A 24,437-nucleotide genomic window follows, 5' to 3' on the forward strand; every position below is an offset into this window, starting at 1 on the left:
CTCACCTGTGAGGACCGCGCCCGGTGCGCCGCCGGCCACGGCACACCCACCGCACCACATGAAGGAACCACACCCCATGCCAACCACCCCCAGCGCGGGTACGGAGTCACCCGCCCCCCACACCGAGGACTACGGCGAGGGCACGATGACCCATGCGCAGATCATGCGCGCCCTGTCCGGTCTGCTGCTCGGTCTGTTCTGCGCCATCCTGTCCTCCACCGTCGTCACCAACGCGCTGCCGCGCATCATCGGTGACCTCGGCGGCGGCCAGAGCGCCTACACATGGGTCGTCACCTCGTCCCTCCTCGCGGTCACCGCCTCTACCCCCCTGTGGGGCAAACTCGCCGACCTGTTCAGCAAGAAGATCCTGGTCCAGTCGGCGCTGGTGATCTTCGTCCTCGGCTCCCTGGTGGCCGGACTCGCGCCGAACCCCGCCACCCTGATCGCCGCGCGGGTCATCCAGGGCCTGGGCGGCGGCGGCCTCTCGGCGCTGGGACAGGTCGTGCTGGCCGCGATGATCAGCCCTCGTGAACGGGGCCGCTACTCGGGGTACCTGGGCGCCACCTTCGCCGTGGCCACCGTCGGCGGACCGCTGCTCGGCGGCGTCATCACCGACACCAGTTGGCTCGGCTGGCGCTGGTGCCTGTTCGTCGGTGTCCCCTTCGCCGTCGTCGCGCTGATAGTGCTGCAGCGCACGCTGAACCTGCCGCTGACCAAGCGTCACGTCAAGGTCGACTGGGCCGGCGCGTTCCTCGTCACCGCCGCCGTGTGCACCCTGCTGATCTGGGTCACCTTCGCCGACGACAAGTACGCCTGGCTGTCCTGGCAGACGTACACGCTGCTCGGCGCCGCGCTCGCACTGACGCTCGTCTTCCTGTACGTGGAGACGAAGGTGAGCGAACCGGTCATCCCGCTGCGCCTGTTCCGCAACCCCACCATCGCCCTCGCCTCCGTCGCCTCCCTGTTCGTCGGCGTCGCCCTGTTCGCGGGTACCGTCTTCTTCAGCCAGTACTTCCAGTTGGCCCGCGGCGCGTCCCCCACCCTGTCGGGGGTCATGACGATCCCGCTCATCGGCGGCCTGTTCCTCTCCTCCACCGTCTCCGGCCGGGTCATCACCCGGACCGGTCGATGGAAGGGATGGCTCCTGGCCGGCGGCATCCTGCTCACGGCGGGGTTGGCCCTGCTCGGCATGCTCCGTCACGACACCCCGTACCTCTACGTGGCCGGCTGCATGGCGCTGGTCGGGCTCGGCGTCGGCATGACCCTGCAGAACCTCGTCCTGTGCACGCAGAACCAGGTCTCCACCCGCGACCTCGGCGTCGCGTCCTCGACCGTGACCTTCTTCCGCTCGCTCGGCGGCGCGGTGGGGGTCTCGGTCCTCGGCTCGATCCTCTCCAGCCGCATCGGCCGGCACGCGATGGAGACCATCGGCGACCTCGGCCCGCAGGACCGGGCGGCCGCCGCGAAGGCTGCCGGCAGTGGCCGGCTGCCCGACCTCGCCGTGCTGCCCGCCTCCGTTCGCATCTGGCTCGAGGGCGCATACGGCCGGGGCATCGGCGACATCTTCCTGTACGCCGCCCCCGTCGCCCTGATCGCCTTCCTGGTGACGTTGTTCATCAAGGAGGTCCCCCTGCGCGCGTCCGACAGCGCGGTGCGGGCGCCGGAGGCGGAGCAGGCCTCCTGACCGCTCCGGACACCTTCCGCCACCGGACCGCTCCGGCCACCGGCCCTCGCCGGCAGCCGAGTACGCGACCCATGTCACCCGTCCCTTCCACACCACGAGAACGAGGCAGACCCTTGAACCTGCGCACCCGGACGACGCACCGCGCGGCGACCGTCGGACTCCTGCTGGCCGCCACGGTACTGACCGCCCCCCAGGCCGTGGCGGCAGGTACGCGCACGAGCGCCGAACCCGCGAGCAGTGCCACCGCGAAACCCCTCGGCAGGCTCGGCCCTCTCACGGCCCTCGTCATCGAACGCCTCCTGGTGAGCGACGAGGTGGCGGCGGCGAAATTCGGCACCGACTCACCCGTCGAGGACCCGGTGCGCGAGGCCCAGGTGCTGGAGCAGGTCCGCGCGCAGGCCGAGGCCGCGGGAGTCGACGCGGACACGGCGGTGGCGTTCTTCCGGGACCAGATCACCGCGAGCAAGGAGGTGCAGCGCGCACTGTTCGCCCGCTGGACCGCTCACCCCGAAGAAGCCCCCACCACACGCCCCGACCTCGGCGTGATCCGGGTACGCCTCGACCGACTGACCACGGACCTGCTCGCGGAACTGCGGAACACGGCGGAACTCCGCGACAGGCCGGTCACCTGCTCGGTGCAGCTCGCGCTGGCGGAGGTGTCGGGAGCGGTGCGGGAGCGCCTGGACGCGCCCCACCGCCGGGCGCTGAGCACGGCGACGAACTCCGTGTGCCGCACCGGTGGGACTGTCAGTCCCGTGCCGCAGGGGACGCCGCGTTCGTGAGTTCGGGGATGGTGCGGGCCTTGATGATGCCTTCGACGCCGTGGAGGAAGGTGTCGGAGATCAGCTTCGGGTCGAAGAGGCAGCCGGCCGCCATCGCGCCGTCGCGGAGCATCACGAAGTGACGGCCCGCGGCCTCGGCGGGCTTGTCGCCGGTTCGGGCCAGCAGTTCGGTGACCGTGTTGAGGAACCACTGCCGGTGGGCCAGGACGGCCTGGTGGATCGGGTGCGTGGGGTCGGAGTACTCGGCGGCCGCGTTGAGGAAGGCGCAGCCGCGGAACCCGGCGGACCGGATCCCGTCGGTGATCGCCTTGGCCACGGCCCGCACCTGGTCGGTCGGGGACGCACCGCTCGCCCGAGCGGCGTCGACCTGTCCCCGGATGGCCTGGTCGGCCTGGTCCAGATAGGCCAGGACGAGGTCTTCCTTGCTGGCGAAGTGCCGGTAGAGGGTGGCCCGGGTCACCTTGGCCTCGGCGACGATCCGGTCGATGCCGACGGAGTGGATCCCCTCCGCGTAGAAGATCCGGGTCGCGGTGTTGAGCAACCGGGTCCGTGCCTCGGACACGGTGCCGCCTTCAGTACTCCGACTCATGCCTCCCACGGTACCAAACGGTAGAACGTTCAGTCTTGAGGGCTTTCGCCCGAAGTCGGGCGATGCGGGCCGCGGGGCGGAGGGCGACGGTCCGGCCCGGCGAGTCCGAGATGCGCGCCGGGCCGGGAGGAACGGTGGCCGGGGCGATGTCCGCGTCCGCGGTGTGGGCGTACCGGCGTGCGGCGAGGAGTGCCGTGGTGCCGCCGCTCCGGATCGCCCGTGACCGACGGCGCCGTGACGGAGGACCGGCGCGGACGGTTCGGCTCCCGCGAGGCGAGGAGTTCGTCGATGTCCACCGTGGTGAGACCGCGCGCTCGTGTCCCGCTCCTCGCTGACCTCGCGGTCGCGACGACGTCGCCGGTGTGGCCGCCCGGCGAGCAGTACCGCTGTCGAGTGCGGGCCGGCAGGTCAGGCGGCGCGAGCCCGTGTAGTGGCACAGCACCACCCGGTACCGCTCGGCCGGCCTCGGCACCACGAGACGTCCTCCCCGCCGGGCGGGTGCTTCCGCGGAGGTGGGGAGGAACATGCGTGAAGGCGCGTGCGCCGTCGGCCGAGGAGACGGGGGGACCCGTCGGCCGGGCAGCCTCAAACCTTGCGCGGGGCGAGTTCGGGGACGGCACGGGCCCTGATGATGCCTTCGACGCCGTGGAGGAAGGTGTCGGAGATCAGCTTCGGGTCGAAGAGGCAGCCGGCCGCCATCGCGCCGTCGCGGAGCATCACGAAGTGACGGCCCGCGGCCTCGGCGGGCTTGTCGCCGGTTCGGGCCAGCAGTTCGGTGACCGTGTCGAGGAACCACTGCCGGTGGGCCAGGACGGCCTGGTGGATCGGGTGCGTGGGGTCGGAGTACTCGGCGGCCGCGTTGAGGAAGGCGCAGCCGCGGAACCCGGCGGACCGGATGCCCTGGGTGATGGACGTGGCCACGGCCCGCACCTGGTCGGCCGGGGCGGGGGCGTCGGCCAGGGCGGCGCCCACCTGTCCCCGGACGGCCTGGTCGGCCTGCTGCAGGTAGGCGAGGACGAGGTCTTCCTTGCTGGCGAAGTGCCGGTAGAGGGTGGCCCGGGTCACCTTGGCCTCGGCGACGATCCGGTCGATGCCGACGGAGTGGATCCCCTCCGCGTAGAAGATCCGGGTTGCCGTGTTGAGCAGCCGCGTCCGGGCCTCGGACACGGCGGCACCTTCAATGCTCCGACTCATACGCTCACTTACCCGACTGGCGCGATAGAACGTTCGTTTTAGCCATCGTACGCCGAACAGCCCTGTGGATGCAGGAAACCGTCCGGCCGGGGGAGGGGAGGCTTGCTCTCCCGGCCGGGGGCGTCAGGCCACCGTCACGTCGAGGGTGACCGGGAGGTTGCCGCGGGTGGCGTTGGAGTACGGGCACATCGCGTGGGCCGCCTCCACGAGCTTGTCCGCCGTCTCCTGCTCGACGCCGGACAGTTCGACGCGCAGGACGGCGCTGAGGCCGAAGCCGCCCTCGGGAGTCTTCTGAACACCCACCTCGGCGACGACGGTGGAGTCGGAGATCTCGGTCCGCTGCTGAGCCGCTACGGCCTTGAGTGCGGAGTGGAAGCACGAGGCCCAGCCGGCCGCGAACAACTGTTCGGGATTGGTCGCGCCGCCGGGGCCGCCCATCTCCTTCGGGATCGCCAGGGTGAGGTCGAGCAGTCCGTCATTGGTCCGGGCGCGGCCCCCCGACCTGCCGTCGCCGGTGGACGTGGCGATGCCTCTGTACGGGATGTCGGTCACTTCTCTCTCCTCGGATCGGAGGGCCGTGGTGGCCCTCGACAAAGTAGAACGTTCTGTCTCTATGTGAGTGTGTCCACGGAGGCGGTCGGCGTCAAGACAGAACGTTCTACTGCTTTGCAGTCCTGGTCTGTTTCGCCGTCTCGGGGCAGGTCTCCGGGGCAGGGCCTGGAGCAGGTCTCCGGGGGGAGGAGCCCGGGGCGGGCCTCCGGGGGAGGGGAGTGCGGGGATCTATGATGGCCGCATGGCGAGGGTTTCAGGTTCGGCGTCGGCTGGTGCCGGCTTGAGCAGCCGCGAGGTCATCTTGAACGCGGCTCGTTCGCTCATCGGTGAAAAGGGCTACGACGGCATGGCCATCTCGGACCTGTCGGCGCAGTCGGGGCTCCCGCCCAGCTCGATCTACTACCACTTCGGCAACAAGTTCGGCGTGCTGGCGGCGCTGCTCGAGCGCACCTTCGAGGAACTCCACGCCCTGTTCCCCAATCCGTCCTCGTTCGACGAACTGGCACCGTTCGAGCGCCTGGAGGCATGGTTCTCGGCTGCCTGCGGCTCCCTCGACCGGCGCCCCGACTACCTGCGTCTGCTGGTCGCCGTCAGCGTCGGCCCGCACAAGGATGCCGAGGCCGTGCAGCGGATCGTGCGTCGCATCCGGGACTACGCCCACAAGTCGTGGGTGGACGCCCTGACCCCGATATTCGTGCCGGACGGCGGCGACGAGGACGCGCAAGCGCTCGTCCAGGAGCTGGCGGTCCTCGGGCGGGCCCTGACGGACGGCCTGTCGGTGACCAACAGCTTCGACAACGTGGCCTACAGCTCCCATGTCGCCCCGTTCCTCTCGATGGTCCGCGGCCTGGCGGCGCAGCGCGGAGCGGCGTAGCGCGGAGTGGCGTGGCGGGGCGGGGCGGGTCGTAGCGCGGCCTGACACGGTCGGCCGACCGCGAAGTTGCGGCAGAACGTTCGGTCTTGACGGAGGGGTGTGGCGACCCTAGGCTGCCGTTCGTACCGAGTGCTCCAGTCAAGGCGGGCATGAAGATCCTGCCGCTTTGCGTCCACACCTCGCCGCACGCCTCGCAGGAGACACGCCATGCCTCAATGGGCTGTCACCATCCCGACGCTCACCGCTCAAGGGACGTTCGGGACGCATGTCTTCATCGTCACCGCCGACCGCCCCGAAGAGGCCTGCGGCCATGCCGTGGCCAGGGCGGACACGCCGGCGTCGCGGCGCCATCGCCGCGACGCGACCCTGCGGCTCGCGGCCCTGACCGTCGCCGAGATAACTCCCCGGTGGGGCATGTAGCCGGATTCGCACAGCCGTGTCGCGGAGGTAGCCAACACGGTGCGAGCGCCGTAGAGTGAACGCTACATACACAACGCTCCATGCGCGCCAGGGCCGCGCCGTATGACCCGGTCGAGGGCGCTGCGGCCGGAGCGTGACATCCCTGGCTCCGTCGCAGGTGGTCACCGCAGACGAGGCTCGGCCGCCGTGAAGAGAGACCCGACGTACGACCCGGTGCTACCCAGCACTGCCCAGCGAGGAGGCTGCACGTGGCGGACACATCGGAGAATGTCGCCCGTACCGGCATCGGACCCGTTCTCGTCCTGCTGCACGGGGGAGGTCCGGGCGTCGACGCCGAGAGCAACTGGGCGAGCGTGCGCTCGCGGCTCTCGGACGAGTTCCGCTGCCTGGCCCCGGATCTCCTCGGGTTCGGCGCCCGGATCGAAGGGCCGGCCGGAATACGGGGGCCGCGCGCCTGGGCGCTGGCGCGGGCACGGCAGGTCCTGGACCTCCTCGACCGCGAGGGACTGGAACGCGTACACCTCCTCGGCAACTCCACCGCCGGCGGAGCCGCGGCACTGGCGCTCCTGTCCCTGGCACCCGACCGCGTCGGTCGGGCGGTCGTCATGGGAGGTGCGGGAACCGGACCGCCGCCGCGGGTCGTTCCCTTCTACGACGACCCGACCGAGAACTCGATGCGCGCCACCCTCGGGCGGCTGGTCGCCGACGAGAGCGCCCACCGCGCGCTCCTCGACGCCCTCACCGCCGTCCGGCTGCGCCAGGCGCTGCGCCCCGGAGCGGAGCCGGCGTTCCGGTCGATGTTCGCCGACGTCGCGGGCGGTCCCCCTCCCGTCGATCTCACGAAGCTCGCCAATCCGGTGCTCGCCCTGCACGGCGCCCGCGACCGGGTCTCACCGGTCGAGGTCTCCGAGCGCCTTGTCGATGCCCTGCCCGACGCCCGCCTGGAGGTGGTGGCGGGGGCGGGCCACTGGATCCATGTCGATCGGCCGGACGCCTTCTGCGGCCTGGTAGGAGAGTTCCTGAGCGCATGACGAAAGCAACCAGCAACAGCGAGGACCGTGTCCCGGTCCTGGTCGTCGGTGCCGGGCCCGCCGGGCTGACCCTCGCCATCGACCTGGCCCGGCGCGGCGTGCGGTGCCATGTAGTGGAGGCGGCCGAGGAACGGGCCGTCAACCCCCGGTGCAACACCACCTCCGCACGGTCCATGGAGATCTTCCGCAGACTCGGAGTGGCCGACGACGTCCGGCGTGCCGGGCTCCCCGAGAACCACCCCACCACCATCCAGTACCGGACGACCCTGACCGGTGAGGAGATCTTCCGCATCGACCTGCCGTCGGCCCGCGACGTGCTGGACGGGGAGGGAAAGGAGGACTGGCCGACCCCGGAGCCGCAGCACCGGATCTCGCAGCTCTACCTCGAGCCGATCCTGGAGGAGTACGCGCGCCGGCTCCCCGGGCTCACCCTGGAGCGGGGCACCCGCCTGGTCGGGTTCGAGCAGGACGACGACCATGTCGAGGCGGTCGTGGAGAGTGCCGGGGAGCGCCGCACCCTGCGGTGTGCCTACGTGGTCGGCTGCGACGGCGCCCACAGCACCGTGCGGCGTCGACTCGGCATCCGCTACGAGGGCGTCGACGCCCTCCAGAAGTTCGTCTCCACCTACCTCCGCTCGCCCGAGCTCGGGCGGCTGGCCGCACGGGACCGGGCGTGGACGTACTGGACCTACGGCCGTCGGATCTCCTCCCTCATCGCCATCGACGGTGACACGCGGTGGCTGCACCACGTGGCCTTCGCCCCCGACCACGACACCGAGGCCGAGGACCCCGAGAAGCTGCTGCGGGAGGCGGTCGGCGCATCCGTCGCGCACGAGGTGCTCGGCGTGGTGCGCTGGACCGGACGCCGGCTGGTCGCCCAGCGGTATCGCACCGGGCGCGTGTTCCTGGCCGGGGATGCCGCCCACATCTGGATCCCCGTCGGGGGGTTCGGCATGAACGCCGGTATCCAGGACGCGGCGGCACTGGGCTGGATGCTGGCGGCGGTCCATCACGGGTGGGCCGCACCGGAGGTACTGGACGCGTACGAGCGGGAGCGCAGGCCGGTGGGCGAGCAGTTCGCCGCTGCGGTGGGGGCGGCGGCGGACAAGGCCTTCGCGGAGTTCTCGCCGGACATCCATCTGCCCGGTCCCGAGGGCGAGCGTGCCCGCGCGGAGTTCGCCGCCCGGCTCGCCGCCTCGGAGCCGCAGCGCTACTCGCCCGACGGCTTCAGCTTCGGCTACCACTACGCGGACTCGCCCCTCGTGGTCGGGGGCGAGGAACAGGCCGCGATCACCATGGGCGACCACCTCCGGCGGGCACAGCCGGGGTTCCGGCTGCCGCACGTCTGGCTCGACGACGAGCGTTCCGTGCTCGATGTGCTCGGTCCCGGCTTCACCCTGCTGCGGACCGACCCGGGCGTCGGCGTGACGTCGTGGACCTCGGCGGCCGACCGCCTCGGCATCCCGCTCGCCGTCGTCGACCTGCCGGCACCCCGGCCCGACCACTACCCCACCGAGCTGCTGCTCGTACGCCCCGACCAGCACGTCGCCTGGATGGGCGGGCCGCAGGCCCGTCCCGAGGAACTCCTGCGGACAGTCACCGGGCGGGCCGCCGCCCCTCAGCGGTAGAGAGCAACAGGAGAAGGTACATGTCATACGCACTGGGCATCGACGTCGGTGGCACGTTCACCGACGCGGTCGCCTCCGACGGCGCCGGCCGGATCGTGTCGGCCAAGACACCGACGACGCCGCCGCACCGTGAGGTCGGTGTCATGCGCGCGATCGAGGACATCGCGGGCGAGCTGGGCATCGACGTCGGCGAACTGCTCTCGCGGACCGACTACATCGCCCACGGCACGACCGCCTCGATCAACGCCCTGGTCCAGGGCCAGGTGGCCGACGTGGGGCTCATCGCCACGAAGGGACACCGCGACGCCATCTACATCATGAACGCCGAGGGCCGCACCCTCGGCCGGTCGGCCCACGAGATCCAGGACACCCTCCGGCAGCGCAAACCCGCACCGCTGATCCCGAAGTACCGGGCCCTCGAAGTCACCGAGCGCGTCGACCACGCCGGGAAGATCCTGGTCCCCCTCGACGAGGACGAGGTCCGCGAGGTCACGCGGTCCCTCGTCGACCAGGGCGTCGAGGCGATCGCGGTCTGCCTGCTGTGGTCGTTCAAGAACGACGCGCACGAACAACGCGTCCGCGAGCTGATCCACGAGATCGCCCCGGACCTGTACGTCACCCTCTCGTCCGAGGTCAGCCCGCGCATCCGCGAGTTCGCGAGAACCTCCACCACGATCATGAACGCCCAGGTGGGCCCGCGGCTGCGCACCTATCTCCTGCCGCTGCAGAAGCAGTTGGAGGAGGGCGGCCTCAAGGGGCCCCTGCTGGTCATGCAGAGCGAGGGCGGCACCATCACCGCCGACCGCGCACCGGAACACGCCATCACCACGGTCGGTTCCGTCCTGTCCGGCGGCGTCATCGGCGGCATGCGCCTGGCCGGGCAACTGGGGCATCGCAACGTCATCACCACCGACGTCGGCGGCACCACCTTCCTCGCCGGGCTCATCGTCGACGGAGAGCCGGTCATGGCACCGGGCTCCGTCGTCAACCAGTTCCCCATCAACGCGGCGACCATCCACGTGCACACCATCGGCTCCGGCGGCGGGGCACTCGCCTCGGTGGACGCCGGCGGGAACCTGCGCCTGGGTCCGCGAAGCGCCGAGGCCGTCCCCGGCCCCGCCTGCTACGGCAACGGGGGCACCCACCCGACGAACACCGACGCCAACCTGGTCCTCGGCATCCTCAGCCCGCACGGTCTGCTCGGCGGCCGGAAACCGCTGCGAATGGACCTGGCACGGGAGGCGATCCGCACCCACGTGGCCGAGCCGCTCGGCCTCACCGTGGAAGAAGCCGCCGTCGCCATCCACGAGGTGCAGAACGCCCAGGCGGGCGACCTGCTGCGCCGGGCCGTCGTGCAGGCCGGCTACGACCCCCGCGACTTCGTCGTCTACGCCTTCGGCGGTGCCGGGCCCGCCCACTGCGCCGGCTACTGCCAGGATCTCGGGGTCAGCGAGGTCGTCGTCCCCCTCGGCCCCGTCGCCTCCGCCTTCTCGGCCTACGGACTCGCCGCCTCGGACGTCATCATGAGCGCCGAACTCTCCGACCCCTCCTCCTTCCCGGTCGACCACACGGTCCTCGAAGCGCACTACGCCCGTCTCGAAGCCGATCTGTGGCGCGCGCTCGACCGGCAGCAGGTGACGTTCCAGGACGTCACGCTGCAACGGGAGATCGACCTGCGCTACTCGATGCAGGTCACCGAACTCTCGACGGCCGTACCGGACACCGAGTTCACCGAGCACACCGGTGCCGAGATTCTCCGGCGCTTCGAGGAGCGCTACGAACGCGTCAACGGCAGCGGCGCCGGCTACCGCGAGGCCGGTGTGCAGGCGATCACCTACCGCGTGCGGGCCAAGGCCGGTCTCGGCTTCCCCGTGACACTGCCGGTCGCGCCCGTGGCCGACGGCCCCGACCCGGCCGAGGCCCTCCTCGGGGAACGCGACGTCTGCCTCGACTCACGGACCGGCTATGTGCCCACCCCCGTCTACGACTACGCCCGGCTCCGGGCCGGCCACGAGCTCGTCGGACCGGCGATCGTCGATGTCCCGACCACGGTGGTCGTGGTCCCCGCCGGGGTCACCGGCCGCGTCGACCACCTCGGCAACCTCGTGCTGCGCTACCAGTGAGGACAGCTCCCATGACATCCCAGATCCCCGGGGCGGACGAGTACACCAGCCGCCCCCTGCCCCGCGAGGAACTGCTGCGGCAGATCTCGCCCGGTCTTCCCTTGCACCAGATCGACGACGAGACGGCCGACCGCGTCGACGCACTGACCTACGAGGTGGTGCGGCACCGGCTGTGGGCCATCACTCAGGAGATGGGCGAGACGCTGCGCCGGATGTCGGGCTCGCACGTCGTCACCGAGTCCAACGACTTCAACTTCTCCATCTGCGACGAACTCGGCGAACAGGTCCAGGTCGGCGCCTACAACGTGGGCCTCATCGGCTCGATGGACCTGGCCGTCGTCTGGACGCTGCGCAAGCGCAGCGACAACCCGGGGATCGAAGAGGGCGACATGTTCCTCTGCAACGACCCGTGGATCGGCGGCGGACTGCACCAGAACGACGCCGCGATCCTCGCCCCGGTCTTCCACGACGGCAAGCTCTTCGGCTGGACGACGGCCATCGCCCACCAGGTCGACCTCGGCGGCCCGCGGCCCGGCTCGTTCAGCCCCTCGGCCCAGGACGTCTTCGGCGAAGCCGTCCCCACGCCGCCGATCAAGGTCGTCCGGGGCGGGGTGCTGCAACGCGACGTCGCCGACGCGTGGGTCCGCAGGTCGCGCCTTCCCCATCTGGTGGGCCTCGACCTGCGCGCCAAGATCGCCGCGAACAAGAACGCCGCCGAACAGATCCTGCGGCTCATCACCAAGTACGGTGCCGACACCGTCAAGGCCGTGATGCGCCGGATGATGGACGACGCCGAACGCCGGCTGCGGGCCAAGCTGGAAACCCTGCCCGACGGGACGTGGAGCGCCGTCGGCTACCAGGAGCAGTCGGGGACAGGCGACCGCGGCCTGCACGCCATCAAGGTCACGATGACCAAGGAGGCCGACCGGCTCGTCTTCGACTTCCGCGGAACCGCCGAGCAGACCGGCGTCATCAACTGCCCCTACCCGGGCCTGCGGGCCGGCATCGTCTTCACGATGCTGCCCCTCCTGGCCGGCGACATCCCCTGGGCGGCGGGCGGGTTGATGCGCTGCTTCGAGATCGTCACCGACGAGAACACGATCACCAACGCCTCCTTCCCCGCGGCCGTGGGCAAGGGCCCCTTCGGGCCTGCCTGGGGATCGGGCAACCTCGTCGCCGAGGTGCTCGCCAGGATGCTGGACGCCGAACCCGACCACCGCGCCGACGTGCAGTCCATCTGCAACGGCACCACCGACCTCTGCGTGGTCTCCGGCGTCGACGTCCGCGGCGGCGCGCACAAAGGTTTCGTGTCCCCCGTCTTCGACGTCATGGCCGGCGGCTACGGGGCCCAGGTGCACCACGACGGCGTCGACACCGGCGGCCGGCTCATCATCCCCTCCGCCCGGGCCCCCGACGTGGAGATGACCGAGTACCTCTACCCCCTCGTCGCCCTGTGGCGGCGTGAGCAGACCGACTCCGGCGGCCCGGGCCGGCAGCGCGGCGGGATGAGCGGCTCGGTCTGCTACGTGCAGCACCCGGACCAGACGGGCACGATGTCGCTGGTCGTCTCGGGCACCGGCAAGGTCGCCAACCAGAACGTCGGACTGGCCGGCGGCTACCCGGGCAACTCGCAGCTCGACCTCGTGGTGCGCGGCATCGACGTGCCCCGGCTCGCCGGGGCGACGGCGATCCCCGCGGACCTCGACGGGCTCGGCGGGGAGATCGAGGTACTGCCCTGCGAGGGGGAGTCCACCCTCGGCGCCGGTGACGCGCTCTACCTGCACTGGCAGGCCGGCGGCGGCTACGGCGACCCGCTGCTGCGCGAGCCCGACAGCGTCCGCGAGGACGTGCTGATGGTGCGCGTGTCGGCGGACGCCGCGCGGGACGTCTACGGTGTCGTACTGCGCGAGGACGGCACGGTGGACCCGACGGCGTCCGGTGAGCTCCGCCGGAAAATGCGCCACCGTCGCGCCGCCGGCGCCGGACTGGCCGACACCCGCCTCAAGCCGCTGGGCACCCATGACCTCGGCGACGCCCGCAGGCTCGACGACAACCTCGCCGTCCGGGAGTCCGCCGGCGGCGGGACGGTGGTGTGCGTCCACTGCGCCACCGAGATCGGCCCGCCGGCCGACGGCGCGTACGTCCGGTCGCTGGCCCGTCTCGACTCGGCGCCGACGGAGGCCGGGCCGCACATCTGGCACGACCCGTCGGAGTACGTCGACGCGGAGGTCGTCTTCCGGCAGCTCTGCTGTCCCGGCTGCCTGACCGCGGTCAACTCCCGTGTCGTGCCCGTCGACCACCCCCTCCCGGCCGACCACTACAAGGGCTGGGCGTGAACCGCCCGTCGAAGGAGACGCCATGAATCCGCACCACGATGCGCTCTTCATCGGCGGCCGGTGGGTGACCCCCGCATCCGGCGAGCGCATCACGGTCCTCGGCGCGAGCACCGAGGAGATCCTCGGCAGCGTCCCGGCGGGCACGGAGAAGGACATGGACGCGGCCGTGGCCGCCGCCCGGGCCGCCTTCGACGATCCGGACGGATGGGCCCACTGGGAGCCGGCGCGGCGGGCGGAAGCCCTGCACCGCCTCGCCGACGCACTCGAACGGCGGGTCAAGGACATCACCCACCTCGTCAGCGCCCAGAACGGCATGACGATCGGACTCTCCGAACAGGTCGAGGGCGCGCTCCCGGGCGTCCTGCTGCGCTACTACGCCGACCTCGTCCGCGACGAGCCGGGCGAGAGCGTCCGCGACGGCATGCTCGGCGCGCCCGTCCATGTCCGCCGGGAACCCCTCGGCGTGGTGGCGGCGATCGTGCCGTGGAACGCACCGCAGCTCCTGTCCGCGACGAAGTACGCGCCCGGCCTGGCCGCGGGGTGCACCTTTGTGCTGAAGCCGTCGCCGGAGACCGTGCTCGACTCGGTGCTCTTCGCGGAGGCGGTCGAGGAGGCGGGGCTGCCGCCGGGCGTCGTCAATGTCGTGCCGGCGGGCCGCGAGGCCGGCGCGTACCTCGTCTCCCACCCCGATGTCGACAAGGTGGCCTTCACCGGTTCCACAGCGGCGGGCCGGCGGATCGCCGCGACCTGCGGCGCCCTGCTGCGTCCGGTCACGCTGGAGCTCGGGGGCAAGTCGGCCGCCGTCATCCTCGACGACGTCGACCTCGCGACGGCGATGTCCGAACCGTTCGTCCGGGCCACGCTCCTGGCGAACGGTCAGGCATGCTTCGCCAGCACCCGCATCCTGGCGCCGCGGAGCCGGTACGACGAGGTCGTGGACGCGGTGGCCTCCCTGGTCGGCGGCCTCACCGTCGGCGATCCCCTGGACCCCACCACGCAGGTCGGGCCGATGGCGAGCGCGCGTCAGCGCGACCGGGTCGAGGGGTACATCGAGAAGGGCAGGTCGGAAGGCGCCCGGCTGGTCGTCGGCGGCACCCGGCCGAGCCTCGAGAAGGGCTACTACGTCACGCCCACCGTGTTCGCCGACGTGGACAACACCCAGGTCATCGCCCGTGAGGAGATCTTCGGTCCGGTACTGGCCGTCATTCCGTACACCGACGAGGACGACGCCGTGCGCCTCGCGAACGACTCGGAGTACGGCCTCGGCGGCACCGTGTGGACGGACGACGACGAACGCGCCCTGCGCGTCGCCCGTCGTATGCACACCGGGACGGTCGGGCTGAACCACTACACGGTCGACCCGGCGGCGCCGTTCGGCGGGGTCAAGGCGAGCGGGCTGGGCCGGGAGTTCGGGCCGGAGGCGGTGTTCAACTACCAGCAGGTGAAGTCGATCTACCGGTGACGACCACGACGGGAACGGCGGGCTCGCCCCGTCGTGCCCGGATGCCGTCGGCGCTCCCGGTCGTCGCGGGCTGTTCCGCGGTGACCGGGAGCCGTGTTCTCGCGGATCGCGTTGTGCAAGGTAGAACGTTCGGTCTTGACAGGGGTCGGCGGAGTCGCCATGCTGGACCAAGGTAGAACGTTCGGTATCAACACCGGCGGTTCTCATGGCCCGTTCCGCGGCCGCCTCCCGGAGCCGGACGGACGTGCCACCCGCTGAATCGCACCTGTGGCCTCGCCACAGCCCCGAGAACACAACCCCGAAAGGATCATCGTGACCACCGTTGACACTCCCGCCGCCGGAAGCATCGCTCCGGCTCTGCGCCGGCTGTACTTCGTGCGGTTCGCCTTCGCCGTCGTCTGGGCGGCCCTGGTGTTCGCCACCAAGTCCGAACTCGGCGCGTTCGGCGTCGCCCTGGTCGTCGTCTACCCGCTCTTCGACGTCGCCGCAGCGGTGTGGGACGCCCGCTCGTCCGACACCAACGAGCAGGTCCGCAGCCTCCAGGTGAACATGGCCATCAGCCTCGTCGCCGCCGTGGGCCTCGCCGTCGCCGGCGCCTCCGGTGTGCCGGCGGTCCTGCGGGTGTGGGGAGCCTGGGCGATCGTCTCGGGAGTCGTCCAGCTCATCGTCGGCGTCGGGCGCCGCGCGATGGGGGGCCAGTGGCCGATGATCCTCAGCGGCGGCATCTCCGTACTGGCCGGCGGCAACTTCGTGGCGAGCGCCTCCGGGTCGGACCCGAAGCTCAGCGGTGTGGCCGGCTACGCCGTTCTCGGCGGCATCTTCTTCCTCGTCTCGGCGCTGCGTCTCGGCCGCTCCCGCAAGGAAGGCTGACATGAGCACCCACACCTACGACGTCGTCGTCATCGGCGCGGGCCCGGTCGGGGAGAACGTCGCCGACCGGGTGGCACAGGGCGGCCTGAGCGCGGCCGTCGTCGAGCGCGAACTGGTCGGGGGCGAGTGCTCATACTGGGCCTGCATGCCGACCAAGGCCCTGCTGCGCGGCGGGGCCGCGCTCCGCGCGGCCCGCCAGGTGCCCGGCGCCCGCGAGGCGGTGACCGGCGACCTCGACGTGGTCGCCGTGCTGCGGCGCCGCGACTCCTTGGCCTCGCACTGGAAGGACGACGGGCAGGCGGCGTGGCTCGAACAGGTGGGCGTCCCGCTGTACCGCGGACACGGGAGGATCAGCTCCGCCCGGGTCGTCGAGGTGACCGGCGAGGACGGCACCACGACCACACTGAACGCGCGCTGCGCGGTCGTCGTCGCGACCGGGAGCGGCGCCCTGGTCCCGGACGTCGAGGGGCTGCGCCGGGCCCGTCCCTGGACCAGCCGCGAAGCGGCCGCGACGAGTGCGGTGCCCGGACGGCTCGCCGTCATCGGCGGTGGCGTGGTCGCCTCGGAGATGGCCACCGCGTTCGCCGCGCTGGGCGCCTCGGTGACGGTGCTGGCGCGGGACGGGGTGCTCCCGTCGGCGGAGCCGTTCGCCGGCGAGCACGTCGTCGAGTCGCTGCGGGAGAGCGGTGTGTCGGTCCGCCTCGGCGCCGAGGCCGTCTCGGTGAAGCGGGCCGACGACGGGACGGTGTCCCTCACGCTCACCGACGGTGAGCAGGTGGAGGCCGACGAAGTGCTCGTCGCGGTCGGCCGCACGCCGAACACGCGGGACATCGGCCTGGACACGGTCGGACTGACACCCGGTGCCTGGCTCACCGTCGACGACACCCTGCGGGTGACCGGGGAGGACGGCACACCGCTCGACGGCGGGTGGCTGTACGCCGCCGGAGACGTCAACCGCCGCGTGCTGCTGACTCATCAGGGCAAGTATCAGGCCCGCGCCGTGGGCGACGTCATCGTGGCCCGGGCGAAGGACGAACCGGTCGAGCGGGGTCGGTGGGGCCGGCACGTGGCCACCTCCGACGAGCGCGCCGTACCGCAGGTGGTCTTCACCGACCCCGAGGTCGCGTCCGTCGGGCTGACGGCCGCCGCCGCCGAGGCCGCCGGGCTGCGCATCCGGGTCGTCGACCACGACCTGGCCGCCCTCGCCGGCTCCTCCCTGCACGCGGAGGGATATCACGGCCGGGCGCGGATGGTCGTCGACGAGGACCGCAAGGTGATCGTCGGATTCACCCTGGTCGGCCCGGACGTGGCGGAACTGCTGCACGCGGCGACCATCGCGGTGGTGGGGGAGGTGCCGCTGGACCGGCTGTGGCACGCGGTTCCGGCGTTCCCCACGGTCAGCGAGGTGTGGCTGCGGCTGCTGGAGGCCTACGGCCGATGACCCGCGCGGCGCCCCCTGCTCCCGTGCGGGCAGGGGGTTTTCGCGGCGCTTGACAGCAGGTGCGAGTGCCGCACAGACTTGTATAGTGAGCGCTACATACAGAGAGGGGGCCGACATGACGAACACGGCGGACACGGTGGACGTCGGGGACACCCGGCTGGCCTTCACCGACGTCGGCTCGGGCAGTCCGGTCGTCTGGCTGCACGGCTCGGGCCCGGGCGCGACGGGCATGAGCAACTTCGGGGGCAACCTGGCGGCTTTCCAGGACCACCGCAACATCGTGCTGGACCTCCCCGGCTGGGGGAACTCCCCGCGGCCCGCCCCGGACGAACCGCTGATCTTCCACGCGGCGGAGCGGGTGCGCCGGGCGATGACGGCGCTGGGGATCGAGCGCGCCCACCTGGTGGGCAACTCCTACGGTGGCGCCGTCGCGATGCGCCTCGCGACGCGCCACCCCGACCTCGTGGACCGGCTGGTCCTCATGGCCCCGGGCGGGGTCCTCCCGGCGGACGCGCCGCCGTGGCCCGTCGGCCTCGACCGGCTCTTCGCCTACATGGCCGCCCAGAAGCCGTCGCGCGAGGCGATGGCCGAGTTCGTACGGCTGATGGTGTACGACGAGACGCTGGCGACCGAAGCCCTCATCGACGAGCGGTACGAGGCGAGCCTGCGCGCCCACCCGGAGCTGCCGATCCCGCCGAACTTCGGGGATCTGACCCCCGACCTGCCGCTCATCGCCGCCCCCACCCTGCTCGTCTGGGGGCGCGAGGACCAGACCGTCCCGCTCACCTGGGCTTCCACGCTCCTCGCGGGCATCCCCGACGCGGAGCTCCGCGTCCTTCCCCACTGCCGGCACTGGGTGCAGTACGAGCGCGCACCGGAGTTCAACCACATCGTCCGAGAGTTCCTGCAGGGCGGCGCGGCCGCCGCGGCGGAGGGATGAGACCGTGGGTATCCGCAAACTGGGCTACGTCGGGCTGAACGTCTCGGACGCCGAGGCCTGGACCGACCTGCTCGGGCGCACGCTGGGCATCGGAGTCACCCCGGCGAAGTCCGGCACACAGGAGATCGCACTCGCCGAACTGGACGAGTTCAAGTACCGGCTGGCCCTCTACCCGTCCACGGAGGACTCCCCACGGCACCTCGGCTGGATCGTCGACACCCCGCGCGAGCTGGACCGGCTCACCGGCCGGCTCACCGACTCGGGCCGCACCGTCCAGGACGGCTCGGCGCAGGAGACGGAACTGCGCGGGGCCACACTCCTGCGCTGGTTCACCGACCCCGTCGGCCACCGGGTGGAACTGGCGGTCGGCGAGGCCAAGGCACGCACCGGCGTCGCCCGGCCCGACGGTATGCCCGGCACCACCGGCCTCGGCCACTTCGTGCTGGCCAGTCCCCGGCTCGCCGAGCTGCGTGAACTCTACGAGTCCGTCCTGGAGTTCAGACTGACCGACTACCGTGCCCCCGGGCTGTACTTCCTCCGCTGCAACGCGGCGCACCACAGCATCGCGCTCGCCGACGCCGACACGCCCTCGATCCACCACCTGGAGTTCGAGCACGGTTCGATCGACGACGTCGGGCGCGCGTACGACCGCGCCAAGGCCAACGGCGCGCCCATCTCCATCAGCCTGGGCCGGCACATGAACGACAAGGCGATCTCGTTCTACGTGCGGAACCCCAGCGGTTTCCACCTGGAGATCGGCTGCGGCGGGATAGAGGTGGGGGAGGACTGGGTTCCGCACGACTTCGGTGTCTCCGACGTCTGGGGACACCACCACACCCACGCCAATCCGTTCGCCTCCCCGGCGTCATGACCGGCCCCGCCAACGGCCCTGCCGACGGCCCCGTCATCGGTCCCGCCCCCGGCCCCGACCTCTCCGGCCGCCGCGCGCTCGTCACGGGCGCGGCGAGCGGGATCGGCCGGGCCGTCGCGTTCCGGCTCGCGGAACTCGGCGCCCACGTCGTCGCCTGCGACATCGACGCCGAGGGAGCGGAGAGCACCGCCGGGCTGATCGGCGGCGAACCGCTCGTGCTCGACCTCAGCCGGACCACCGAACTGGCCGGGCCGGCTCTGGGCGCGGACATCCTGGTGAACAACGCCGGTGTCCAACATGTGGCGCCCGTCGAGGAGTTCGAGCCCGAACGGTTCTCCTTCATGCTGCGGCTGATGCTGGAGGCACCGTTCCTGCTCAGCCGCGCCGTGCTGCCCGGCATGTACGCGCGGGGCTGGGGACGGATCGTCCACATCTCCAGCGTCCACGGCCTGAGAGCCAGCGCCTACAAGTCCGCCTACGTCAGTGCCAAGCACGGTCTGCTCGGGCTGTCGAAGGTCATCGCGCTGGAGGGCGCCGCCAAGGGCGTCACCAGCAACTGCGTGTGCCCGGGTTACGTGCGCACCCCCTTGGTGGAGAAGCAGTTGGCGGACCAGGCGGCCCTGCACGGACTGGACGCCGGACAGGTCCTCTCGGAGGTGCTGCTGACCCGGTCCGCGGTCAAGCGTCTGATCGAGCCCGAGGAGGTCGCCGACGCGGTGGCGTTCCTGTGCTCACCGCAGGCGGCGTCCTTCACGGGGTCCGAGCTGACGCTCGACGGCGGGTGGAGCGCGTCCTGACGGCCACGTGCCTCGGCCGGTGGGCCGCCACATGATGTGCGGTTCCGTGTCGGTGCACGTGTGCGTGGACGCCGGGTACAAAGAGGGGGAACCCCTCGGTCACGTACGTCGTAGGTGGCCGGCACATCACCTGGGGGCCGTCCTGCTCGCATCGTTCGCGAACTCTCCGATGGCCGAGAAGCGGCTCACCGGCCGGCGATCCACCTTCCCGCCCGTTCGGCCGCGCGGCCACCTGGAGTTGCGCGTGATCGACGCGCAGCCCGGCGGTGACGGCTGGATCGTGCCCCTCGCGGTGACGGCCGCGCTGTTCGACGACCGCGAGGCCACCGAAACCGCCTGTCGAGCCGTTCGCCGAGCGCACGCCCGGTCGGCAGGCGCCCGAACAATTCCCTGTACGAGGTCGCGGCCCGCGACGGGCTCACCGATCCCGAGTTGCGTCGGGCGGCCGTCATCTGCGTCACCACCGCACTCGACGACCTGCCCCGGCTCGGCGCCAAGAACCTGGTCACGGACGCTGCGACCGAGTTCTCCTGGAGCGCCCCGTGTCGTGGGCCGCTGCCCCGCCGACGACATGCCGGTCACGCCGGGCGCCACCGGCCCCGGCCCGCTCAACGAGAAGAACGGCCGATGAACCGTTCTACCGACGCCACCTGCACCACAGCCGTGGGTGAGGTGTCCACAGACGCCAAGACCCGGCGTGAGCGTGGCGCTCCTCACGCTCGTCACGGGTCCGCGAACGCACCCCCTTGCTGACCGGTTGCGCGGAAGGCCCCGAGCTGTCCACTCCGGTGTCACCGCTGATGTCCCCTCGGTGTGGGATCTCGCACATCGCCGACCAGGGCGAGCACTGGCTGCCGCGCGTCGTCGCAGGAGGCGATACGACCCGAGAGCGGCAGCCTGCACGACGCGTTCGAGCACCCGCGTTCCGAAAGAACCGGTCTGCCGTTGCTCGCCCCGGCCAGGCCCGCCGGTAGCGGCCGAGGTACGTGGGCGGGCTCCGGACGCGCTGCGGGAATCAGCGTTCGACGGGACACTGCCGACGAAGGCGGGATGCCTGAGCTCGATGGCCCGGGCTTCGCCTGCTCACGGAGGTCGAGTGGGAAATACCGCCTGACACGCGGCATGGCGTGGCGGGGGATCCCCTCTCTTGAGCAGGCAGTCATTGCCACCGGAGCTGGACTGAGGTTCCACGTGACCGGGGCCTGGCCGACCTACCTGCCGCCAACCCGCCGCCCCGGTAAGGCAACGATGTCAGCGTTTCGTAAGAGCTCGGCCGGTGGGAAACCCTCCGGTCCTCCCTAGGGTGTTGCTCGCAGCCGATGCCCGAGCGTCACGGATCGCTGTGCATTTCTCGAACCGTCTTGTGCACCGCGACATCCAGGATGCACGACACGTATTCCAGGTAGGACTCAGCCCTCGAAGGAGAGAGTTTTGCGTAAACCGGCAGCTGAATTCATCGGTGCGTTATTCCTGGTCTTCACCATTACCGCTGCGGTGTTGACCAAGGCCGCCCTCGCCCCCTTGGCGATCGGTGCGGCCCTCATGGTGATGGTGTACGCCGGAGGCCATGTCTCGGGTGCTCACTTCAACCCGGCTGTCACGCTCGGCGTCTTCGTGCGCGGACGCATCGGCGGAGCCGAGGCGATGGCCTATGTGGTGGCACAGGTAGCGGGTGGGACAGGTGGAGGACTGCTCGGCCGCTGGGCCGTCGACCCGGATGAGGTCTCGGCCGTCTCCCTGTCCGGCCATCAACTCGCGGCGGCGCTCGTGGTGGAGGTACTTCTCACCTTCATGCTCGTCTACGTGGTTCTCAACGTCGCCACCAGCAGTGACCACCCGCAGAACTCCTTCTACGGCCTGGCCATCGGTTTCACCGTCCTCGCGGGCGCGGTAGCGGTAGGGGGCATATCCGGCGGAGCCTTCAACCCGGCTGTGGCTGTGGGGGGTTCCGTGGCCGGCCTTTTCGCCTGGTCCTCCCTCTGGGTCTACCTCATCGCTCAGGGTGTCGGTGGTGCGCTCGCCGGTCTTGTCTTCCTCACGCTCAACCCGCATGAGCGTGCCGCGTCACGGACGGCGCCGGACACAGTGGTGCACGGTGTCGACGCGGTGGACACGGGAGCCACCGCTCAGACGTGAGGTCCGCGGACCTCGAGCGGAGATCACGGGGCCTGTGTTCCGTCTGCTCCGTCGAAGCCCCCGCTCCAGCCTCCTGATCCCCCCAGTTCGGAAGGACTGTCATGTCTGAGAACCCCGATGCAATCGTGACCGACCCCAAGGCGGACGGCACCGGCGGGTGCCCGGTCGCGCACCAGCGTGCCGCGCATCCCACGCAGGGTGGCGGCAACCGCCAGTGGTGGCCGAAGCGGCTGAACCTGAAGATCCTCGCCAAGAACCCCGCCGTGGCGAACCCGCTCGGCAAGGACTTCGACTACGCCTCGGCCTTCCGGGCCCTCGACCTCGCGGCCGTGAAACAGGACATCGCCGAGGTGCTCACCAGCTCGCAGGACTGGTGGCCGGCCGACTTCGGCCACTACGGCCCGCTGATGATCCGCATGGCATGGCACAGCGCGGGCACCTACCGGATCAGCGACGGCCGCGGCGGCGCCGGCTCCGGCCAGCAGCGCTTCGCCCCGCTCAACAGTTGGCCGGACAACGCCAACCTGGACAAGGCCCGCCGGCTGCTGTGGCCGGTGAAGAAGAAGTACGGCCGGAGCATCTCCTGGGCCGACCTCATGGTGCTCACCGGCAACGTCGCGCTGGAGCAGATGGGCCTCGCAACCTTCGGCTTCGGCGGCGGCCGCGAGGACGTCTGGGAGGCAGAGGAGGACGTCTACTGGGGTCCCGAGACCACCTGGCTGGACGACAGGCGTCACTCCGGTGACCGTGAGCTGGAGAATCCGCTCGGCGCCGTCCAGATGGGCCTCATCTACGTCAACCCCGAGGGCCCGGGCGGCAACCCGGACCCGATCGCCGCGGCCCGCGACATCCGCGAGACCTTCCGCCGGATGGCGATGAACGACGAGGAGACCGTCGCCCTCATCGCCGGTGGCCACACCTTCGGCAAGACCCACGGCGCGGGCCCGGCGGACAGTGTCGGCGACGACCCCGAGGCGGCTGTGGTGGAGCAGATGGGCCTCGGCTGGAGGAGCACCCACGGCACGGGCGTGGGCAAGGACGCGATCACGTCCGGCCTGGAGGTCACCTGGACCACCACTCCGACCCGGTGGAGCAACGGCTTCTTCCAGAATCTTTTCGAGTACGAGTACGAGCTCGTCCAGAGCCCGGCCGGAGCCAACCAGTGGGAGGCGAAGGACGCCCCGGAGACGGTTCCGGACGCCTTCGACCCGGAGAAGAAGCACCGCCCGACGATGCTCACCACCGACCTGTCGCTGCGCTTCGACCCGATCTACGCGCCCATCTCCCGCCGGTTCCACGAGAACCCGGAGGAGTTCGCGGACGCGTTCGCCCGCGCCTGGTACAAGCTGACCCACCGTGACATGGGCCCGAAGTCTCAGTACCTCGGACCGGAGGTCCCGACGGAGACGCTGTTGTGGCAGGACCCGCTGCCCGAGGCAGGGGGCGAGGCCGTCGATGCCGCCGACGTGACGGCGCTCAAGGTGAAGATCCTCGACGCCGGTCTGACCGTCCCGCAACTGATCGGCGCGGCCTGGGCGTCGGCCTCCACGTTTCGCGGCTCCGACAAGCGCGGCGGCGCCAACGGGGGCCGGGTCCGCCTGGAGCCGCAGCGCGGCTGGGAGGTCAACAACCCGGACGATCTCGCGCAGGTCCTGCGAGTCCTGGAGAACATCCAGGGCGAGTTCAACGCCGGTGCCAGGAAGGTTTCCGTGGCCGACCTGATCGTCCTCGGCGGCACCGCGGCCGTGGAGAAGGCGGCCAAGGACGCCGGGTTCGCGGTCGAGGTGCCGTTCGCGGCGGGCCGTGTCGACGCGACCGACGCGCACACCGACGCCGAGTCGTTCGCCGCGCTGGAGCCTCGACACGACGGCTTCCGCAACTATGTCGGCAAGGGCAACCGCCTTCCGGCCGAGTATCTGCTGCTGGACCGCGCGAACCTGCTCGACCTGAGCGCGCCCGAGATGACCGCCCTGGTCGGCGGTCTGCGTGTCCTGGGCGCGAACTACGACGGTTCCAAGCACGGCGTGCTCACCGGGACGCCGGGCGTCCTGACCAACGACTTCTTCGTCAACCTGCTCGACCCGGGCACGACGTGGAAGTCCACCTCCGAGGACCGGAACACGTTCGAGGGCCGTGACGCCTCCGGCGCGGTCAAGTGGACCGGCACCCGTGCCGACCTCGTCTTCGGCTCCCACTCAGAGCTGCGCGCCCTCGCGGAGGTCTACGCGAGCGACGACGCCAAGGAGAAGTTCGTGACGGACTTCGTCAAGGCGTGGGTCAAGGTCATGAACCTGGACCGGTTCGACCTCGTCTGAACCCACCGCACCGCACCGCCCACCAGGGCCGGCTCCGTCGCTTCCTCCGAGGTGACGGAGCCGGTGACCCGTGGCGGAGAACCGTGAAGTGCCGTTCTCCGCCTGGGCTGTGCTGTCCGGGCTGTGCCGTCCGCATGAGAATCCACGCGTACGGACTGTCCCTTCAAGGGCGACGCATCGTACTGGTCGCCGCCGGACGCGGCCGACCTCGCCCGGGCGTACCTCGGCCCGAAACCGGAGGCGGACGCGATCAAGGAGCATTTCTGCTTCTACGAGGTGCAGGTGTTCTGAGGAGTCGGTACGCCAGGGTGGGCGGGGCGCACCTGACCTGCTCGGGGACTCACGAAAGGGTCCCGGCCGGTCCGCTGCCGCGTTCCCACCCATCTACCGAA

19 protein-coding genes and 2 pseudogenes are annotated in these 24,437 nt (G+C 71.1%); 18 read left to right on the forward strand and 3 right to left on the reverse strand.

The genetic code is table 11. The features are described 5' to 3' along the window. The first annotated feature begins 145 nt into the window (after positions 1–145). Both QFZ64_RS34680 and QFZ64_RS34685 read left to right on the forward strand, forming a co-directional pair. Entirely contained in the window at positions 146–1,684 is a 1,539-nt protein-coding gene (locus QFZ64_RS34680; RefSeq protein WP_307071972.1) for an MDR family MFS transporter, read from the forward strand. Between the two features lie 113 nt (positions 1,685–1,797). Beyond that, positions 1,798–2,466 (forward strand): chorismate mutase, encoded by a 669-nt coding sequence (locus tag QFZ64_RS34685; protein WP_307071458.1) that lies wholly within the window; start codon positions 1,798–1,800, stop codon positions 2,464–2,466. On the opposite strand, the gene QFZ64_RS34690 is transcribed toward QFZ64_RS34685, so the two are convergent. The 3 genes from QFZ64_RS34690 to QFZ64_RS34700 form a co-directional block, all read right to left on the reverse strand. Beyond that, positions 2,432–3,055, reverse strand: a complete 624-nt coding sequence (locus QFZ64_RS34690) for a TetR/AcrR family transcriptional regulator (RefSeq protein WP_307071459.1) — start codon at positions 3,053–3,055, stop codon at positions 2,432–2,434. The genes QFZ64_RS34685 and QFZ64_RS34690 overlap by 35 nt on opposite strands. A gap of 585 nt (positions 3,056–3,640) precedes the next feature. Continuing rightward, positions 3,641–4,249: a TetR/AcrR family transcriptional regulator gene (locus tag QFZ64_RS34695; RefSeq protein WP_307071460.1), complete on the reverse strand. Its 609-nt coding sequence runs from the start codon at positions 4,247–4,249 to the stop codon at positions 3,641–3,643. A gap of 123 nt (positions 4,250–4,372) precedes the next feature. Then, the gene (locus tag QFZ64_RS34700; protein ID WP_307071461.1) at positions 4,373–4,801 is read right to left on the reverse strand and encodes an organic hydroperoxide resistance protein; all 429 of its coding nucleotides are present in this window, start codon (positions 4,799–4,801) and stop codon (positions 4,373–4,375) included. A gap of 280 nt (positions 4,802–5,081) precedes the next feature. Here QFZ64_RS34700 and QFZ64_RS34705 point away from each other — a divergent pair, with 280 nt between their 5' ends. From QFZ64_RS34705 to QFZ64_RS34785, 16 genes and pseudogenes are all read left to right on the forward strand, one after another. After that, positions 5,082–5,675, forward strand: coding sequence for a TetR/AcrR family transcriptional regulator (locus tag QFZ64_RS34705; protein ID WP_307071462.1), 594 nt, complete (start codon positions 5,082–5,084; stop codon positions 5,673–5,675). A gap of 207 nt (positions 5,676–5,882) precedes the next feature. After that, positions 5,883–6,095 (forward strand): hypothetical protein, encoded by a 213-nt coding sequence (locus tag QFZ64_RS34710; protein WP_307071463.1) that lies wholly within the window; start codon positions 5,883–5,885, stop codon positions 6,093–6,095. A 248-nt stretch (positions 6,096–6,343) separates the two neighbouring features. Then, the gene (locus QFZ64_RS34715; RefSeq protein WP_307071464.1) at positions 6,344–7,126 is read left to right on the forward strand and encodes an alpha/beta fold hydrolase; all 783 of its coding nucleotides are present in this window, start codon (positions 6,344–6,346) and stop codon (positions 7,124–7,126) included. Further along, the gene (locus tag QFZ64_RS34720; protein ID WP_307071465.1) at positions 7,123–8,754 is read left to right on the forward strand and encodes an FAD-dependent monooxygenase; all 1,632 of its coding nucleotides are present in this window, start codon (positions 7,123–7,125) and stop codon (positions 8,752–8,754) included. The genes QFZ64_RS34715 and QFZ64_RS34720 overlap by 4 nt, the downstream gene beginning before the upstream one ends. Positions 8,755–8,774: 20 nt before the next feature. After that, on the forward strand, positions 8,775–10,877 hold the full coding sequence (locus QFZ64_RS34725; RefSeq protein ID WP_307071466.1) for a hydantoinase/oxoprolinase family protein: 2,103 nt from the start codon (positions 8,775–8,777) through the stop codon (positions 10,875–10,877). 11 nt (positions 10,878–10,888) lie between these two features. Beyond that, positions 10,889–13,213, forward strand: a complete 2,325-nt coding sequence (locus tag QFZ64_RS34730; RefSeq protein ID WP_307071467.1) for a hydantoinase B/oxoprolinase family protein — start codon at positions 10,889–10,891, stop codon at positions 13,211–13,213. 22 nt (positions 13,214–13,235) lie between these two features. Beyond that, positions 13,236–14,675 (forward strand): aldehyde dehydrogenase, encoded by a 1,440-nt coding sequence (locus QFZ64_RS34735; RefSeq protein WP_307071468.1) that lies wholly within the window; start codon positions 13,236–13,238, stop codon positions 14,673–14,675. A 312-nt stretch (positions 14,676–14,987) separates the two neighbouring features. Continuing rightward, the gene (locus QFZ64_RS34740) at positions 14,988–15,545 is read left to right on the forward strand and encodes a hypothetical protein (RefSeq protein WP_307071469.1); all 558 of its coding nucleotides are present in this window, start codon (positions 14,988–14,990) and stop codon (positions 15,543–15,545) included. Position 15,546: 1 nt separating this feature from the next. Then, positions 15,547–16,986 (forward strand): NAD(P)/FAD-dependent oxidoreductase, encoded by a 1,440-nt coding sequence (locus tag QFZ64_RS34745; protein WP_307071470.1) that lies wholly within the window; start codon positions 15,547–15,549, stop codon positions 16,984–16,986. A gap of 115 nt (positions 16,987–17,101) precedes the next feature. Continuing rightward, positions 17,102–17,926, forward strand: a complete 825-nt coding sequence (locus QFZ64_RS34750; RefSeq protein ID WP_307071471.1) for an alpha/beta fold hydrolase — start codon at positions 17,102–17,104, stop codon at positions 17,924–17,926. A 4-nt stretch (positions 17,927–17,930) separates the two neighbouring features. Then, positions 17,931–18,797: a VOC family protein gene (locus QFZ64_RS34755; protein ID WP_307071472.1), complete on the forward strand. Its 867-nt coding sequence runs from the start codon at positions 17,931–17,933 to the stop codon at positions 18,795–18,797. Next, a complete protein-coding gene (locus QFZ64_RS34760; RefSeq protein WP_307071473.1) occupies positions 18,794–19,594 on the forward strand; it encodes a 3-hydroxybutyrate dehydrogenase in 801 nt (266 codons plus the stop codon). Before QFZ64_RS34755 ends, QFZ64_RS34760 begins: the two co-directional genes overlap by 4 nt. Positions 19,595–19,610: 16 nt before the next feature. Beyond that, positions 19,611–20,225 (forward strand): annotated as a pseudogene (locus QFZ64_RS34765) (glutamate-cysteine ligase family protein); the annotation flags it as partial. Between the two features lie 800 nt (positions 20,226–21,025). Beyond that, entirely contained in the window at positions 21,026–21,730 is a 705-nt protein-coding gene (locus QFZ64_RS34775) for an MIP/aquaporin family protein (RefSeq protein ID WP_307071474.1), read from the forward strand. A 101-nt stretch (positions 21,731–21,831) separates the two neighbouring features. Further along, positions 21,832–24,045, forward strand: a complete 2,214-nt coding sequence (gene katG, locus QFZ64_RS34780) for a catalase/peroxidase HPI (protein WP_307071475.1) — start codon at positions 21,832–21,834, stop codon at positions 24,043–24,045. A 144-nt stretch (positions 24,046–24,189) separates the two neighbouring features. After that, positions 24,190–24,336, forward strand: a pseudogene (locus tag QFZ64_RS34785) (DUF427 domain-containing protein); the annotation flags it as partial. Positions 24,337–24,437 lie beyond the last annotated feature (101 nt).

Source organism: Streptomyces sp. B3I8, from assembly GCF_030816915.1.
GTDB lineage: Bacteria > Actinomycetota > Actinomycetes > Streptomycetales > Streptomycetaceae > Streptomyces.

Excerpts from the sequence above, each read along its gene's own strand:
- katG (WP_307071475.1), top strand. The coding sequence starts at position 21,832 with ATGTCTGAGAACCCCGATGCAATCGTGACCGACCCCAAGGCGGACGGC.
- QFZ64_RS34760 (WP_307071473.1), top strand. The coding sequence starts at position 18,794 with ATGACCGGCCCCGCCAACGGCCCTGCCGACGGCCCCGTCATCGGTCCC.
- QFZ64_RS34695 (WP_307071460.1), bottom strand. The coding sequence starts at position 4,249 with ATGAGTCGGAGCATTGAAGGTGCCGCCGTGTCCGAGGCCCGGACGCGG.
- QFZ64_RS34720 (WP_307071465.1), top strand. The coding sequence starts at position 7,123 with ATGACGAAAGCAACCAGCAACAGCGAGGACCGTGTCCCGGTCCTGGTC.
- QFZ64_RS34730 (WP_307071467.1), top strand. The coding sequence starts at position 10,889 with ATGACATCCCAGATCCCCGGGGCGGACGAGTACACCAGCCGCCCCCTG.
- QFZ64_RS34750 (WP_307071471.1), top strand. The coding sequence starts at position 17,102 with ATGACGAACACGGCGGACACGGTGGACGTCGGGGACACCCGGCTGGCC.
- QFZ64_RS34735 (WP_307071468.1), top strand. The coding sequence starts at position 13,236 with ATGAATCCGCACCACGATGCGCTCTTCATCGGCGGCCGGTGGGTGACC.
- QFZ64_RS34710 (WP_307071463.1), top strand. The coding sequence starts at position 5,883 with ATGCCTCAATGGGCTGTCACCATCCCGACGCTCACCGCTCAAGGGACG.
- QFZ64_RS34690 (WP_307071459.1), bottom strand. The coding sequence starts at position 3,055 with ATGAGTCGGAGTACTGAAGGCGGCACCGTGTCCGAGGCACGGACCCGG.
- QFZ64_RS34745 (WP_307071470.1), top strand. The coding sequence starts at position 15,547 with ATGAGCACCCACACCTACGACGTCGTCGTCATCGGCGCGGGCCCGGTC.
- QFZ64_RS34680 (WP_307071972.1), top strand. The coding sequence starts at position 146 with ATGACCCATGCGCAGATCATGCGCGCCCTGTCCGGTCTGCTGCTCGGT.
- QFZ64_RS34725 (WP_307071466.1), top strand. The coding sequence starts at position 8,775 with ATGTCATACGCACTGGGCATCGACGTCGGTGGCACGTTCACCGACGCG.